This is a genomic window from Enterovibrio makurazakiensis (assembly GCF_050336585.1).
In the GTDB taxonomy this organism is placed as follows: domain Bacteria; phylum Pseudomonadota; class Gammaproteobacteria; order Enterobacterales; family Vibrionaceae; genus Enterovibrio; species Enterovibrio gelatinilyticus.
Map to the genome: position 1 here is coordinate 160,954 of NZ_JAKJSE010000013.1, position 17,107 is coordinate 178,060.

The 17,107-nt window shown below is 44.4% G+C and carries 11 protein-coding genes; 8 read left to right on the top strand and 3 right to left on the bottom strand.

The annotated features are described in order from the left end of the window. Positions 1-473: 473 nt before the first annotated feature. The 6 genes from L4D06_RS11380 to L4D06_RS11405 all read left to right on the top strand — a co-directional run bounded on the left by L4D06_RS11380 (position 474) and on the right by L4D06_RS11405 (position 11,557). A complete protein-coding gene (locus L4D06_RS11380) occupies positions 474-1,361 on the top strand; it encodes a PhzF family phenazine biosynthesis protein (protein WP_274163255.1) in 888 nt (295 codons plus the stop codon). A 176-nt stretch (positions 1,362-1,537) separates the two neighbouring features. Continuing rightward, the gene (locus L4D06_RS11385; protein ID WP_429739478.1) at positions 1,538-2,746 is read left to right on the top strand and encodes an EAL and HDOD domain-containing protein; all 1,209 of its coding nucleotides are present in this window, start codon (positions 1,538-1,540) and stop codon (positions 2,744-2,746) included. A gap of 4 nt (positions 2,747-2,750) precedes the next feature. Then, positions 2,751-6,092: an ATP-binding protein gene (locus tag L4D06_RS11390; protein ID WP_429739480.1), complete on the top strand. Its 3,342-nt coding sequence runs from the start codon at positions 2,751-2,753 to the stop codon at positions 6,090-6,092. A 211-nt stretch (positions 6,093-6,303) separates the two neighbouring features. Continuing rightward, on the top strand, positions 6,304-7,335 hold the full coding sequence (locus L4D06_RS11395; protein WP_274163252.1) for an efflux RND transporter periplasmic adaptor subunit: 1,032 nt from the start codon (positions 6,304-6,306) through the stop codon (positions 7,333-7,335). A 2-nt stretch (positions 7,336-7,337) separates the two neighbouring features. Then, positions 7,338-8,492, top strand: a complete 1,155-nt coding sequence (locus L4D06_RS11400) for an efflux RND transporter periplasmic adaptor subunit (RefSeq protein ID WP_429739496.1) — start codon at positions 7,338-7,340, stop codon at positions 8,490-8,492. Beyond that, positions 8,489-11,557, top strand: a complete 3,069-nt coding sequence (locus L4D06_RS11405) for an efflux RND transporter permease subunit (protein WP_429739482.1) — start codon at positions 8,489-8,491, stop codon at positions 11,555-11,557. The genes L4D06_RS11400 and L4D06_RS11405 overlap by 4 nt, the downstream gene beginning before the upstream one ends. A 518-nt stretch (positions 11,558-12,075) precedes the next feature. Here the strand turns inward: L4D06_RS11405 and nhaA are convergent. The 3 genes from nhaA to L4D06_RS11420 form a co-directional block, all read right to left on the bottom strand. After that, on the bottom strand, positions 12,076-13,281 hold the full coding sequence (gene nhaA / locus L4D06_RS11410; RefSeq protein WP_429739484.1) for a Na+/H+ antiporter NhaA: 1,206 nt from the start codon (positions 13,279-13,281) through the stop codon (positions 12,076-12,078). Between the two features lie 132 nt (positions 13,282-13,413). After that, positions 13,414-13,890 carry a PaaI family thioesterase gene (locus tag L4D06_RS11415; RefSeq protein ID WP_274163249.1) on the bottom strand — a complete coding sequence of 159 codons (477 nt, stop codon included), beginning with the start codon at positions 13,888-13,890 and terminating at the stop codon, positions 13,414-13,416. A 194-nt stretch (positions 13,891-14,084) separates the two neighbouring features. After that, positions 14,085-14,606, bottom strand: coding sequence for an NUDIX hydrolase (locus L4D06_RS11420; RefSeq protein WP_429739485.1), 522 nt, complete (start codon positions 14,604-14,606; stop codon positions 14,085-14,087). A 247-nt stretch (positions 14,607-14,853) separates the two neighbouring features. On the opposite strand from L4D06_RS11420, the gene L4D06_RS11425 reads away from it, so the two are divergent. Together L4D06_RS11425 and L4D06_RS11430 are read left to right on the top strand one after the other, a co-directional pair. Beyond that, complete coding sequence (locus L4D06_RS11425; RefSeq protein WP_429739487.1) at positions 14,854-16,176, top strand: DEAD/DEAH box helicase; 1,323 nt, start codon at positions 14,854-14,856, stop codon at positions 16,174-16,176. Positions 16,177-16,496: 320 nt separating this feature from the next. Next, on the top strand, positions 16,497-17,107 hold a 611-nt coding region (locus L4D06_RS11430; RefSeq protein ID WP_489685844.1), incomplete at its 3' end, for a peptidase associated/transthyretin-like domain-containing protein.

Consider the following 17,107-nt stretch of genomic DNA (forward strand, 5'->3'; position numbering starts at 1 on the left):
GTTTGATACCCATAGTCTATTTGTCTCGTATTCTAAGGAAAAGACCCCTATGCGAGCAACCTCAATATGTGTATCTACAAAGAAATCGTTGCTTGTCCTACCGAACGTGGAAAGCAATATGGGTATTCGAGCATGAACTACGAGTAACGCGTGATGCAATTGAAGTCAGTAACATAGCGAGGCTACGGTGAAGATAAAGACGTGCTGGTGATGGAGGGAGTGGTATAGGGCATGATTAATAGCGTCTAGCCTATGCAATATAACCAAAGTACTCAATAAGCCGAGAATTATCGTAGCTGTACCGCTTTTAAGCGATTTTGGTTCGGAAAGGGGCTTCATTTCTCGAAAGAGCATCAAATTCTTGTGTTTTTTGTTTTTTTGTAACACTGTAACAAATATACCTAAACGCGCTATGCCAACGTGTCATAAGGCGCATAGCCGACACACAATAATAAAAAACAAGGAAGGTAGCGATGTCAGAATTTCTTGAAGTCTATGTGGTTAATGCCTTTGTTGCTGATAATCAAGGCGGTAACCCTGCGGGTGTTGTTTTAAATAGCGCCCATCTTTCCCCAACACAAATGCAATCCATCGCCAAAGAGCTTGGTCATTCTGAAACAGCATTTGTATCTCCATCTAAGAAAGCAGACTTTCGCGTTCGTTTTTTCACGCCAACCAATGAAGTCGACTTTTGTGGTCACGCTACTGTTGGGACATTTTCAGTTCTCTTTAAGAATGGCAAGTTGGCCGCGGGAGATTACAAACAGGAAACAGGTGCGGGCATTCTCGGGGTCTCTATTTCTGAAGAAGGACGTGTTTCAATGGAGCAAGCGTTACCAAAATTTGGTAAAGAATTCTCTGTTGAAGACATCGCGCCTTTGTTAGGGATTACATCAGAGGATATTTTAGCAACAGGTTTACCCGTCAAAGCGGTGTCGACTGGCTTGGTCGACATTATTGTCCCTGTGACTGATGAAACTGTGCTGAATAAAGTGACTCCGAACTTAGCTGCCATTAAAAAGTTCAACAAAGCCTCTAAAACAGGGGCCGTGCATGTGTTTTCGTTAACCCCTTCAGAGTCAGATATTTCTGCGCGTTGTCGTAACTTCGCTCCGTTGTTGGGTATAGATGAAGAGTCGGCAACGGGAAGTGCTGCGGGTGCGCTGGCATCTTATCTGCATGTATATCAGGGGGGTGGCAAATACCGCTATTTGTTTGAACAAGGTGAGAACCTGAACAAACGCTCATTGATTTGGGCCAGTGTAGAACCTGATGGAGAGAAAATTATCGGCGTTAGTGTCGGTGGTTTTAGCGATAAGCCACAACGTATTCCCTTTCGCATTGAAGAAGTCGCCGAATAGTCGGTAAGCACCTTGAAAGACAAAGAGAAAAGAAGCCGATAGGCTTCTTTTTTTAGTTTCAGGCGATAGAACGTTTATTGTTGTCGTGGATTCATCTATTTCGCGGAAAAAAAAGGAAAAATACGCCATTTGGTCTAAATTTTAATAATGAGTTTCATTAATGGGACAATGACTAAGTGACTGAAGTGTTTTTTTCGTGTCAACCAATCTTCGACAACGAATTGAAGCATTGGGGGAGCGAGCTTTTATTCCGAGAAGGGTTGGAGAACAAGTTCCCGTCGGTTGACGAGGATACGGCAACATCTCGGATACTGAGTGCCAATTTCTTAGCGAGTTCGGATCGAAAGGCCGACATCCGATACATCGTCAGTTTTGGTGAATCATCACTGCTGGATGAGATCCCACTAGCACTGCCGCCACAACATCTTATCATTTCGGTAACCGAAGATTGTTTACCCACTCAAGATCTGGTGAGCAAACTTCGAAGCTATCGTACGGAAGGCTACCGTATCCTAATGGATAGTAAAGCCATGAGAAATGAGTGGCGAAGATATCTAGAGCTAGTGGATATTGTCAGTGTCAGTATGGAACGTAGTGACCCTTCCGACTGGGAAGACACCATCATTCAATATTCACAACAAGTGTTTCTTGCTCGAAAAGTGGAGACACAGGAAGAACTGAATGCCGCTCAAGGGTTCGGGTTTGCATTGTTTCAAGGCTACTTTTTTGAGAAGCCACAAGTCGTTAGGTCGGAAGATGTCGCTCCGTCAGTCATGTCTTTGCTCGATGTTTGTATTGTGATTAATCGAAATCCTGATGACATCGATACGCTGACAAACATCATTTCGAAAGACGTTTCTTTGCTTTACAAAGTGATCGCGAGTTCCAACATTCTCGCCAAGACTAAATCCAATAAGATCTCTAATCCTCGTCAGGCGGTGGTGTATTTGGGCGTACAGGCGTTAAGGCGGTTAGTGTCGTTGTTGATTATGTCGAATTTAAACCATCAGCATGCTGCGCAATTGCAAAGTACGGCATTAACGCGTGCGACACTATTATCCATGCTGACACTTGAATCGAGCAATTTTAATCAAGATGAGGCCTTCATCGTCGGGGCGTTTTCGATGTTGGACATAATGTTAAGTAAACCTATGTCTGAGATCATCAGTCATTTGGATTTATCACCGAATGTAAAAAAAGCGCTCGTGTCGAAAGAAGGGGTGTATGGGAACTTGCTATCCATGTGCAATGATATCGAGCATGCCAATTGGAACGGCTTAGTCCATTGGTGTAATCATCTAAAGCTCAATGACAAAAAGGTATTGGGCGAATTCGAATGTGCACGAACCATGACCGCTGATATCACGGCTAGCATGCAGGTTTGATTTTATGTTGATGATACGAACAAGGCTCGCGGTCATCCTGCTAATTAGCGGGACACTCATTCTCAGTATGTTTGGTGTTTTTAATTATGTGAAAACCCAAGAGCGCTTGCAGAACGAGTTGGAACACGAGATTTCGTCGATTGCAACGCGATTGTCTTATCGCCTACCGAACCAGATGTGGAACTTTGATTTTGAGTCGGTGATTAAAGACCTAGAAAGTGAAGCGCTATCTCGCTTTGTATATCGTGTTGAGGTCATCGCCAATGATGACAGTTTTCGGCACATTACCGCACCCAAAGATGGACGATTTGACAACGAGTTTAGGCTACATCGTTTCCCAATTCTTTATAAAGAGTTGGGGGAGCCTAGGCTAGTTGGAGAGTTGATAGTCTATGAAGATCCCAGACCTATTGAGAGTTCGCTGACATCTGAAATATTGTCAGGTATTGCCCAAGTGTTTTTGCTTGATCTCATGATCATGTTCTTGATTTGGAAATACGCACGAGCGATTCAGGAGATTGAATCTAGCAAAAACTACCTCAACACCATCATTCATAGCTATAAAGATGGTTTATTGGTTCTTGGCGAAGAGCATCAAGTGACCACACTCAATGAAGCCGCGCAGCGGATGTTTGAGCTTGAAGATGTACCACAAGACCAGTTATCTCTGACCAATATTATTTCCAAAATCGTCCCTGATTCACGTGCGTACTTTTCTCAAGCGCTATATGGTCTTAACACTAAAAATCTGAACTATGAGTTAAGTCGAGCAAACGACAAGCTCATCGTTCAAGTCCGATCAACAAAAATCGAAGTAAACGAATCAACACTGCAAGTCGCAATTATTCGCGATATCACAGAACAACACCTCGACAAAATAAAAGTGTCTAAGGGCGCTGAATTGTTCTCCGCGGTCAAAACATTGCAAGACAAGTTTCTTGTGAGCGACGATTATCACAATAGCTTTAAAGAAGTACTCAAAATATTGCTTCGAATTGGTGAGAGTAACCATGGGTTAATTGTTGAAGTCGACTACAGTGAAAAGAAAAACTATCGACCTTTGGCTCAAACACGTTTGGTTGCAAATGGATATGTGTCCGAAGATTTTGTGAACAGTGTTGTTACTAAGGTGATTGAAACACAAAAAGGCGATAGGAGCCTGCAGGTTGCGGGTTTAACCAATAACAACAATAAGCTCATCATCAACGCCTTATGCATGCCGCTATTTCTCTCGAATCAGCTAGTGGGTGTTGTGTGTTTGTTCGATGAATCAACCAGTTATGATGATGACTTGTTGTCATGGATTGAGCCGGTACTTTCGAGTTTGAGTGCCATGGTTAACTTTGTTCGTCAGAAAAAACTCAATGATTTGATCTCTGAAGAAATGCTTCAAGCGAAAGATGATGCTGAACGTGCCAATGAAGCGAAAACAAATTTCCTCGCGATGATGAGCCATGAAATTAGAACACCGATGAATGGTATTGTCGGTATGTCTAATTTGCTAAAAGATACCCCACTCAATCAACAGCAATCCTACTTTGTCGATACTTTAGTACATTCATCGAATGCCTTGCTAAACATCATCAACGATGTGTTGGATTTGACCAAAATTGAAGCGGGTAAAATGCAGCTGCTTGAACAAGATAGTGAACTCGTTGATCTTGTTCATGATGCTTTGGTGGTGTTTCACGCACGAGCCGTTGAGAAAAACCTCCGTCTCCATTGTTTGATTGACCCCGAGCTACCGCGTTGGGTCAGCATAGACCCTGTGAGATACACTCAGATAATTCTTAATCTTGTTGGTAATGCGGTTAAATTCACTAAGCAAGGTTCTGTGATGGTTCATATTAGCCAAGCAATAGTTGATGGCAACGTATTGCTGCGCTTGAAAGTCAAAGACACAGGGATTGGGATTAGAGAAGAAAATCAAAGAGCCATTTTCGATAACTTTACGCAAGTTGATAGCTCATATTCACGGTCGTACCAGGGAACGGGACTTGGGTTACCAGTATGCCTACGTCTGACTGAATTAATGGGCGGGGAATTGAAAGTGGTGAGTAAAGAAGGGGCAGGCACGACCTTCACCGTCGATATCCCCTTAAAAGCGTCTATCGATCACCAAGAAACATTATTTGCGGGAATGACGCTGAAAGAGGAAGTTGCAATTCTGAACGTGGTGATTGCGACGTATGATCCCCAACTATACGCTGTGTTTAGTGCTTATCTGAATAATATTGGTCTTTCAGTCTCTCAGTTTATCCCCAGCAAAACATCACCAGATGTCATCACAGAATCAACCCTATTGTTTGTTGATGATAGTGAGATTGGCGAAATGCGTGAATTGATGAATGGGGCTGCGAATAGCATTATGATCAGTCACGACGGAATGATTGATGAGCTGGGTATGCCTTGTCTGATTAACCCAGTGAGTCCAGACACTCTATTTAACGCGCTTACCATAGACGATCCTTTGCCGACTAATATTGCCGATAAACCGTCTGCCGATGTGATGTTTGATGGCCTGAATGTGCTTGTGGCTGAAGACCACTTGGTCAACCAAGATCTTATGATTTTGGTACTTAACAGTTTAGGTTGTACCGCCTCTTTGGCTGAAAATGGGTTGAAAGCCCTTGGAATGCATAGCGAAAAACAGTATGACCTTATTCTCATGGACTGTCAGATGCCAGAAATGGATGGCTTTGAAGCGACCCGTAAAATCCGTGAATTTGACACTTTAACACCTATTATTGCTGTCACTGCCAATGCATTGTCGGGTGATGCTGAACGATGCATTGATTCTGGGATGAATGCTCACTTAGCGAAACCGTTTACCAAAGATCAACTCGTGAAGTTGATGTTGCTCTATGTGGCCAGTGAGCATGTTACATCGAGGGATGAGTCTCTACATGGCGGTGACGATGAAGTCGTAAATCAGGAGGATGTCACTGCTCGCAATGAGTATATGGAAGTAGAGAAAAACCCAGTGTCACCTGCGAAAGAAAACGCTCAAATTTCTTGTTTAGACTTGTCACGAATAAGAGATCAGGTCGGTGACAGTGAAGAACTGATGCAACATATTCTTGGTAAATATGTTTCTTCTCAACAAGCGGATATTGATGCTTTTCAGAAGGCGTTAGAAAGTGAAGATATTGATGCTGTAAAAAAGATTGCTCATCGCATGAAGGGCGCCGCGTCAATGATCGGTGCCGATGACTTAGCCGCATTGTGTTTACGGATTGAAAAAACGAACTGTAAGGTCGCAGAAGATTTACAGGCATTTTTGCCGCAACTCAATGATAGAACAGGGGCTATTGAGCGAGAAGTTGAAGCAATTTGCTCCATATAGAATGGAATTAAGATCACATAAACAAATGACTAATAGCGTGATTTCATTCAAGAAATACGTTTTGTCGTGTGAAACATAAGAATATCAAGATATACGACCAATTTCCTCCTGCCATTGTCTACTCTTTCCTTGAGAGTGTTGTGTTGTCTGCTTTGACAACTTAATCGCTTTCGAATTTCCCTATAAAAGTGAGCTCACAAGGAGAGTTACAATGAAAAGAACGCTTTTTTTTGCGTTTTTGTTCAGTTTAGGTGGTTGTAGTGAAGAGCCTCCTGTTCCAGAGCCTGATGCTCGTCCAGCAAAACTCATGACCATTTCAATCGGAGAAGGTGATGTTATGCGCACGTTTCCGGGTATGGTTGAAGCTGACGACAAAGCGGTGCTTGCTTTCCGTGTCGCAGGGCAGATCCTTTCAATGCCTGCATTTTCAGGAGAAGATGTTGCTGAAGGAAAAGTGCTAGCGGAACTGGATAAAGCTGAATACGCATTGCTCTTAGAGAAAGCAAAATCTATTCATGCACTTGCTACGGTCCAATATCAACGTGCTGTGAAGCTCAAAAAGACAAATTTTATCTCTGCTCAAGATTTTGACAAAGCGGTCTCTTCATTAAACGAAGCCAAAGCCGATCTAGAATTAGCGCAATCCAATTTCAACTACACAACATTGAAAGCGCCTTACGGTGGCACGGTGTCTTTAAGAGTGAAAGAAAAATTTGAGTATGTGAATGCAATGGAAGCTGTCATGCATATTCAGACTAACGAAGTGATCAATGTCAGTTTCCAGCTGCCAGAAAGGCTATTTAAATATTTCGCCTCTGGGGGAGAGGCCATGAGGCACTTTCCTTCAGTATCATTTGACGCCTATCCCGATCAGGTTTTCCCCGCTGAATTTAAAGAAGTGGACACAGAAGCTGATTCCACTACCGCTTCATACCGAATTACTGTGTCTTTGCCTCGTCCTGATGGTGTGAACGTTTTGCCTGGCATGGCGGCTGAAGTGTCAACAAGCTTACCCGTCAGTGCTCAGAATACGCTGCCTTCTAGCGCGATTGATAATAGCGGCGGCATGACGTCGGTGTGGCGAGTAGAAGAAGGCGGCAAAGTTAAAAATGTTCCTATTGTGCTTAATGGTGAAGTACTGGAAAGCGGGCTATCTGACGGTGATGTCATTGTCGTTAACGGTATTCAAAGTCTTGAGGATGGTGTGGTTGTCTATCCATGGGTGAAGGAGAGAGGGCTGTAATGATGGAAAATCTTTATACAGAGAAACATCACCTATCCTTCAGCAGAATCCAGGTGAAATCCAGACCAGTGAAATATGTCGCGCTGTCCTTGACTGCGCTTTTTGTTTTGACCGCTTGTTCAGAGGCTCCAACAACCACACACATACCCGTACAAAACGTAGAGGTGCTTGACGTCGGTGGGAATGATTCTGAGAGCCAATTGCATTTTCCAGCGATTGCAGCAGCGGCCGACAAAGCTGCCTTGTCATTTTTGGTCGCAGGTGAAGTTGACAAGATTTTTGTTAAACCCGGAGAGGTCGTTAAAAAAGATACGGTGCTCGCAACAATCGATCCCATTAACTACAAGTTGGCTGCTGACAATGCGCAAGCCAAATTTGATGTGGCAGATAGTCAGTATCGTCGCTCCAAACCGCTTGTTGAAAAAGGTTCCTTGGCGAAATCACAGTTTGATGAGTTGGCTGCACAGCGTCAGATTGCAAAAGCGGAATTGGACATTGCAAAACTTAAACTCTCCTACACCACGCTGAAAGCACCTGTTGATGGCGTGGTGAGCCGTGTTCCCGTGGAGCAATTTGAGAATGTAGCCATCGGGCAGACCATACTCAATATTCATGATGCCACACAAGTTGATATTCGGATCCAAGTGCCTGATGTCATGTTTACTCGCCACGGTGACCGAACCCGCGAAGAGAACTCTCGAGTGATCAATCCAAGCGTTCAAACCGATGATGGAAAAACATATACCTCAAAGGTGAAGGAGTTTACGGCTGAACCTGACCCCACCACAGGTTCTTTTATGGTGACCTTAACCATGCCAATGCCTGAAGACAAATTCATTTTGGATGGCATGACCGTCGAAGTCGTGGTTAAGGAAACCGGATTAATTCAAGAACGCGCGAACATTCTCGAAGTCCCACTGGAAACGATATTTAACGAAGATGGTGATGGGTTGAATAGCAACAATAAGTTTGTGTGGATAGTTAATGAAGATAATCAAGTAGAAAAACGACACGTTACTGTTGGAGCCCTTACGCCAACAGGTGTTTTAGTCGTTGATGGATTGGAAATGGGTGAAAAAGTGGTGTCTGCAGGTGTGAATAAACTGCGTGCTAACCAGCGCGTCAATGTCTTGATGGAAGAGGACGCCAACAGATGAAACAGACCATTGCGAGCTACTTTATAAAAAATAAAGTCATTAGTTGGATGCTAACACTGATTTTCATTATTGGCGGCACAACGTCTTTCTTTGGATTGGGCCGATTGGAAGATCCCGCCTTCACACTGAAAGATGCCCTTATCGTGACAAGTTACCCGGGCGCAACGCCTCAGCAAGTGGAAGAGGAAGTCACATACCCGATAGAGAAAGCTGTTCAGCAACTGGTGTATGTCGATGAAGTCACATCCATTTCCAGTCGTGGCTTGTCACAAATCACGGTAACCATGAAGAACAATTATGGCCCGGACGATCTACCCCAAATCTGGGATGAAATGCGACGGAAAGTGAATGATCTTCAAGGAAGCCTGCCTCCTGGAGTCAATACGCCGAAAGTCATCGATGATTTTGGCGATGTATATGGCGTTTTGCTTGCGATAACAGGTGAAGGATACTCGTCAAAAGAACTGACGGATTACGTCGACTTTCTTCGGCGAGATCTCGAGCTAGTTGATGGGGTGGCGAAGGTACAAGTGACGGGCTCACAAAAAGAACAAGTGTTTATCGAAATATCGATGCGGCGCCTGTCGAATTTAGGGATTTCCCCGCAGGTTATTTACAACCTTTTGGCGACGCAGAACGTGGTGAGCAATGCAGGTGCATTGCGGGTAGGTGATGAATATATTCGAATTCACCCAACCGGAGAATTCAAAAGCGTAGATGAGCTCGGTAATCTCATCATTAATGAAGCGGGCTCTAGTGGCCTGATTTATTTGAAAGATGTTGCTGATATTACGCGTGGCTACCAAGACGTCCCGAGCAACTTACTCTCTTATAACGGAGAAAGGGCGTTAAATCTTGGCATTTCATTTGCTGAAGGGGTCAATGTTGTAGAGATCGGTCAACGGGTTGAACGCCGCTTGGCTGAACTAAAGGAAAATCAACCTATCGGCATTGATATTGGTGTGGTGTATGCGCAGCCGGTAGAAGTCGACACGTCAGTTAAAGGTTTCGTGGTGAGTCTGGCGCAAGCGGTGGCGATTGTCATCGTGGTGCTGTTGTTGTTTATGGGCCTAAGGTCAGGGCTACTGATCGGCTTGATATTGCTGCTAACCGTGTTGGGTACCTTCATATTCATGAAGTATTTCCAAATCGATTTGCAGCGAATTTCATTGGGCGCTTTGGTTATAGCCTTGGGTATGCTGGTGGACAACGCCATTGTGGTGGTGGAAGGTATACTCATTGGCTTGAAGAAAGGGCGAACGAGAATTGAGGCTGCCTCTGATATCGTCACGCAAACCAAGTGGCCATTATTGGGCGCAACAGTGATTTCAGTCACTGCCTTTGCGCCGATTGGATTGTCAAGTGATTCCACTGGTGAGTATTGCGGAACGTTATTCACTGTATTGCTTATATCATTGATGCTCAGTTGGTTTACTGCAATTACATTGACCCCATTTTTCGCCAACTTGTTTTTTAAAGAGCAAAACGCAGATGAGAGTGGTGACGAAAGCGATCCCTATAACGGTATGTTGTTCGTGGTATATACAAAGTTTTTAGATATTTGTATGCGCCGTGCTTATCTCACCATGTTTGTTTTGTGTGCGGCACTAGCTGCTTCTCTTTATGGTTTTACACTGCTTAAACAGTCATTCTTTCCGTCTTCAACAACCCCAATCTATATGGTGGATGTTTGGATGCCTGAAGGGACAGATATCCGCGCAACCCAAGAAACACTGTCTTCCTTGGAGTCATGGGTGAGTGAACAGTCGTCGGTTGAATATGTTTCAACCAGCACAGGTAAAGGTACGCAGCGATTTATGCTGACCTATGCGCCTGAAAAAAGTTACTCAGCATACGGTGAGTTGATTATCCGGGTGTCAGACTATGATGCGGTATTGCCTTCGATGGCTGATGTAAGATCACACATTGAAAAAGAGTTTCCTGGCATTCAGTACAAGCTAAAGCGCATTGAGTTAGGGCCTTCAAGTGGTTCAAAAATCGAGACTCGCATTGTCGGTTCAGACCCAAGTGTGTTGCGATCGATTGCCGCTCAGGTTGTCGACATACTCAAAAGCGATCCAGACGTAGTGAATGTTCGTCACGACTGGAGAGAGAGAACAAAAATCCTTCAGCCAGAGTTTAATGAGAGTCAGGCAAGGCGTTATGGCATTACTAAGTCAGATGTTGATGACCTTCTGATGATGTCTTTCTCTGGATTAAATGTGGGTGTCTATCGCGACGGAACAACGCTAATGCCGATTGTGGCAAGACTGCCAGAACTTGAACGCGTTGATGTTAAAACCATCGAAGGCATCAAGATTTGGAGCCCTGTACTTAATGACTTCATTCCCCTTCAGCAGGTGATTTTAGGCTACGAACTGATTTGGGAAGATCCACTAATTGTACGAGAAAACCGTAAGCGTACATTGACGGTATTCGCTGACCCTGATCCCCTAAAAGACGTGACAGCGACCACCTTGCTTAAAAAAGTAAAACCTGAAATCGAAGCCATTCCCTTGCCTAAAGGTTATAGCATTGAATGGGGGGGAGAATATGAATCATCGGGTGATGCGCAAGAAAGCCTGTTCACCACGATGCCACTTGGTTATCTGTTCATGTTCTTGATTACAGTTTTCTTGTTTAACTCGGTAAAAGACTCTTTGATTGTTTGGTTAACCGTGCCTTTGGCTGTCATTGGTGTGACAACTGGCCTATTAGTACTTGATACACCATTTGGTTTTATGGCGTTACTTGGTTTCTTGAGTTTGTCGGGGATGTTGATCAAAAACGGCATTGTGTTAATTGACCAAATCAACATTGAAATGCAGAGCGGAAAAGAACCTTACAATGCCATCGTCGATGCGGCAGTGAGTCGCGTTCGTCCAGTTTGTATGGCTGCAATTACGACTGTCCTTGGTATGCTGCCGCTATTGCCTGATGTATTTTTCAAACCGATGGCGGTAACAATCATGTTTGGGCTCGGCTTCGCTACAGTGCTGACATTGATCGTGGTGCCGGTACTGTATCGCATCTTCTATCGAGTGAAATATTCCTCAGCCCACTAAGGGTAATTTCACCGTCAAAAGGCCTGTATATTTTGCAGGCCTTTTTAATTTCTATTTTTTGCCGAAAATCACATACTAAATTTTCCAGAAAAAAAGCACAGATAACTGTGACTAATTATATGCAATCATAACAATGATTTACGTTTAATTTCCGGGTGTGGATAAATTTATTTTTATCCACAGAAACGGTTGATAACTCGGTAGACTACGTTGCCGAGCATAGATGGAATGCGGGTTCTATAAATGTCAATAGGCGGGGTTTTTGCCAAAAAACTTGGGCCAGGGGACTTGCATAATTTGTGACTTTTCGATGACAAAATGCCTTTTGCTGATGCTTGCTAGGTTTACGTGTTGGTGACTTAAGATTCAGGAAATGTAAAGGAAACCACCGAGTGAAAAAAATCCAAAGTTCTTTCGCGTGTATAGGTGGAAGAATCCGCTAAACAAGAATATGCCAATGATATGACAATCCTTGTATAGCGGAGGTTTCTTTTAAAGCAAAGGAGAAGGGCGGTAAGTTAGTCTGGCTGACTTTCGTCGATTAATGGACGTGACGCTGTCTTAAAGGAGTATTTTAATGCGAGGTAACCACATACCGCGGCGAGTATTGAACCTATGAAGATGGATATACGTGATAAATCAACCAATGCGTGGTTATCTGTGCCCGGGAAAGCGAGGGTCGTGATAAATATCGACATGGTAAAGCCAATACCACACAAAATGGAGGCTGACATAACATGTATAAATTGAATTCCTTTCGGCATGCTGCCAATACCTAATTTGATCGACATATAGCAAGCGAGAGAAATACCAATGGGTTTGCCGAAAAGCAGACCTAAGGTGATTCCTAGTGGTAGTGGTTCAGCTAGCATGGATAGACTGAAATTATCGAGCGGCACGCCGCTGTTTGCAAAAGCAAAGAGCGGGAGAATGGCAAAACTACTCCATGGGTGAATACCGTGTTCCAAATAGCGTAATGGACTTCGAATGCGATGATGCTTGATTCGTAGTGGAATAGCGAAGCCAAGAATGACCCCCGCGACAGTTGCATGCACACCTGATTTCAGCACGGCAACCCAAAGGATGCCGCCAACAAGCAAATAGCCGGTTAAACGAGCAACGCCTTTCGCGTTCATGTAAAACAGCGTCATGCTGGCTAACACGGCAATTGAAAGTGCAATCACGGACAAGTCGCTACTGAAAAACAGCGCAATAATAATGACCGCACCGAGATCATCTATTACGGCTAACGCGAGTAGAAACACTTTCAAGCTGACAGGAACTTGCTTTCCAAACAGTGCTAACACACCCAAGGTAAAGGCAATATCGGTCGCTGCAGGAATTGCCCAGCCTCCTAGCGCTTGAGGGTCATTCACGTTGAGTACGACAAAAATCAGGACAGGCACAACCATCCCACCGACAGCAGCCATTAGCGGGAACATGGCTCTAGATCGCGTGCGAAGTGCGCCTTGCATTAACTCGCGCTTTACTTCTAAACCAATGAGGAGAAAGAAAATAGCCATCAAACCATCATTGATCCAGAGTAATAAATTCTTCTCTATATCTAGCGAACCTACTTTGAAGTGAATAGGCGTATCGAGAAGCGCGAGGTAATAGGGAGCAAGGGGGGAATTAGCAATGATGAGTGCTAAAAAAGCGGAGGCAATAAGAATGATGCCGGGCGCTGTATCGAGTTGAAAAAAGTCGCTTATTTTTTTGCCCAAAACAGACTCCGCTGAATTCGCTTTAATACTTAAGTCTAATAACGAAAACAATAAAAGGGCAAAGAAATAGTTATTTCATTTTAGAGACTTATTGGATTTTTTTGGCCTATCCAGCAAAGTTGTGTGAAAAAATCAGTTTATTGCTTTTACCGATAACGTTAAATCAAAGATCGCCATCGGTTCATCACCATGTAAAGTAGGGCATGTGGCTGTGATTCTGACGGGTTGATTGACACGCTCGCCGCTTGCTATTGTCTGATCTAGCATCTCATCGATGAGTTTTCCGTCGTCACATGTGAAGATTACATCTGCCTCTGGACGCTTTAGGAACTCCGCGGTCACTGATTTGAATGCGAGCGATATTTTCTTTCCTCGAGACTCTGATTTACTCATTGCCATAAAACCGCCTGCCACATCAGCGCCAACAGCCAAAACGCCGAAATACATGCTATTCAGGTGGTTTTTGTTTCTACGTTTAAGCGGAATTCGAATTTGAACGCGCTCTTCGTTGAGTACAAGAATCTTAGGGCGGCAATACCAAATCAAAGGGACTTTGAAGAATCCGAATAGCTTTAGCATTCGGTTAGCATGGGCAAGAGTCTTTTTCATTGGTCTTCCTTGAGTTGAAATTGCTCCACTTACGTTAATGGCTCAACTGGTCGGATGTCAATGTTAACACTTTGTTTAAAAGGCACGTTGTGATCGACGTGCCGATTACCTAAGCCATGTAAGTTGGCTTAGGTCGCAGGGAAAGCCAGTTGGCCAGGATACAAAGGAGGAATGAGAGACTGGCTAGGCGTTACTCAGCCTATGAGCCCTAAGAGTTGAGCACGACAAAATGCGACAATGGTTTTGCTATCTTGAATTTCGTTGCTGGCGATCATATGCGCCACTTCATCTACAGAAAAATGCACAACTTCAATAATCTCGTCTTCATCTAGCTCACCATCAGTGGCACTGACCTGTTTGGCGACATAGAGGTACTGCGTTTCATCACAAAACCCGGGAGCGGGAAGCGATTCTCCAACACTGTGCCATTCCGAAGCCGCTAACTGTACTTCTTCAGACAGTTCGCGTTTTGCACAAGTTTCAGGATGTTCCCCTGATTCCATGGTGCCCGCCGGAAACTCATAGATCCAGCGGTCAATGGAAGGACGATATTGATGAACCATAACCAATTTACCATCGTTTGCGACAGGCAGAATGAGCACTGCGCCGGGGTGTGTCAGCGTAATGTGTTCCGTAATTATTCCGTTTGGCAGGGTTTGTTCGCGAGCTTCAAGCGTGAAACGTTTCCATGCGTAAATAGGGGTAGTAGCTGTCATTAATCGTGTTCTCGCCTTAGTCTGTGAGTCGTTACGCTACATTTCGAAACGCAAATCACCGAAGATTAGATCGTGAATGGCTATGAAAGTGTGATCAAACACAATAAAAATGTGTGGTGCTCAAGAAATATGGTAAGATTTGCCGCTATTTTTTGTGGGTGTATCAGCGCGCGAAGTATCATGAGTAGTGCGCAGTAACGACCTGTATATAAAGAAACATACTATAAAGAAACATTGGAGTATCACCTTGCAATTTGAAGACCTGGGTTTAGACAAACGCCTACTAAAAACCATTGAACATTGGGGTTTTGATTCGGCTACCGATGTTCAGGCATCAGCCATTCCTGTAGTAAATGCAGGAAAAGATCTGTTGGCGTCGTCTAAAACGGGCTCAGGTAAAACACTGGCCTTTTTGCTCCCAGCGATGCAACGCGTTATGCGCGCCAAAGCGTTAACCCGTCGCGACCCTCGCGTTGTCATTCTTGCGCCAACTCGTGAACTGGCAAAGCAAGTATATGGTGAATTGCGCAAACTGATTGCGGGTACACAATACAAAGCCGTGTTGATCCTTGGTGGTGAGAACTTCAATGATCAAGCAAAAGAATTCCGCAAAGATCCAGTATTTGTTGTTGCAACGCCTGGTCGTTTAGCTGATCACCTAGAGCATCGTCACTTGAGTCTCGAAGGGCTAGAAATGCTGATTCTTGATGAAGCTGACCGCATGCTAGATTTGGGCTTTGCACCACAACTAAAAGCAATCAACGCAGCAGCAGGACATCGTCGTCGTCAAACGCTGATGTTCTCTGCAACACTTGACCACCATCAAGTGAACGACATCGCAGCGGATATGCTGAACGATCCAAAGCGTGTTGCGATTGGCTTCGTCAACGAAGAACACAAAGACATCGAGCAGCGCTTCTACTTGTGTGATCACCTCGATCATAAGCAAGCATTGCTTGACCGCGTATTGGCGGATGAAGAATACCAACAGTTGATGGTGTTCACAGCAACACGGGCTGACACTGACCGTCTAGCAAATATCTTCATTGAACGCGGTATTAAAGCCGTTGCGCTGAGTGGCGAATTGAGCCAAAGCGCACGTAATCGCATCATGAATGAGTTTGAGCGTGGTCTGCACAAAGTATTAGTGACGACTGATCTCGCATCGCGTGGGTTGGATATCTCAAACGTTTCACATGTGGTGAATTTCGATATGCCAAAACACTCGGAAGAGTATGTTCACCGTATTGGCCGTACTGGTCGTGCAGGTAACAAAGGCATTGCGATTTCGTTTGTTGGCCCGAAAGACTGGAATAGCTTCAAAAGCATTGAAGGCTTCCTTGATAAGAAAATGACTTTTGCTACCTTCGAAGGGTTGGCTGGTAAGTTTAAAGGTCTGGTACCAAAACGTAAGAAAACGTTTAGTAAGAAACCGACTCAAGCGAAGAAAACTAACAAGCTTGCTGCTAAGAAAGACGCGCCGAAGAAGCGTAACAAAAGCTTCTATCAAGGTGTCTCTGTGGGCGAGCAAGTCTTTATGGTTAAGAAGAAAAAGCCTGTAGAAGAGTAATCTTCAACTGATTGAGAAAGCGCCTTTAAAGGCGCTTTTTTTGTATCCGATTTTGCCTAATATCGTTGTTCATTCATTGGAACTATAGAGTCATTCCCAAGCAAACGACTCCCTTTATCTTCAACACGATCTTTATCGTGGCGCATGATTAATGTCTTATTTATTGGAAGTGAAGAGTAATAATTTCAGAGGTTTCATTAAGTGTGAGCGTCCATAAATTTTTTGTTACAAGGGGACTTATACTCGGAAAAGAAAGCGCTTTCTTTTCAGGGAGGGCCGAATAGAAATTCCGAATAGTTGTGTAAATAGGACGTATCCCCTTGAATACCATTAAGTTACTTACTCTTTTATGTTTTGTCTCAATATTGTCCGCCTGTGGCGGAGGAGGAGGCGGTGATGAAGCAAGTGCTGGTAACGTGGTCACTCACGAACTTAACGTCACACTGATGAACAAAGACACAAATCAGGGAGTGTTAAATGCCACCGTGAGTGTGGGGGATAAGACCAAAGAAACTGATACGTCGGGCAATGCGTTGTTCTTTCTTCCCAGTGGTAATCATACGCTTTCGATTTCCCACGATGACTACTTGAATGTTAGACGAAACATCAGTGTTAGTGGTTTGCAAGGTGACGTTGAAATTCTATTGACCAAAAAAAGTGTGTCAGACGGTGGCTCTGAAGGCGGAGTTGGCTCAGACGGCGGTGATGGCACAGACGGCGGCGATGGCACAGACAGTGGCGATGGCGACGGTGGCGATGGCACAGACGGCGGTGATGGTACAGACAGTGGCGATGGCACAGACGGTGGCGATGGCACAGACAGTGGCGATGGCACAGACGGCGGTGATGGCACAGACAGTGGCGATGGCACAGACGGCGGCGATGGCACAGACAGTGGCGATGGCGACGGTGGCGATGGCACAGACGGCGG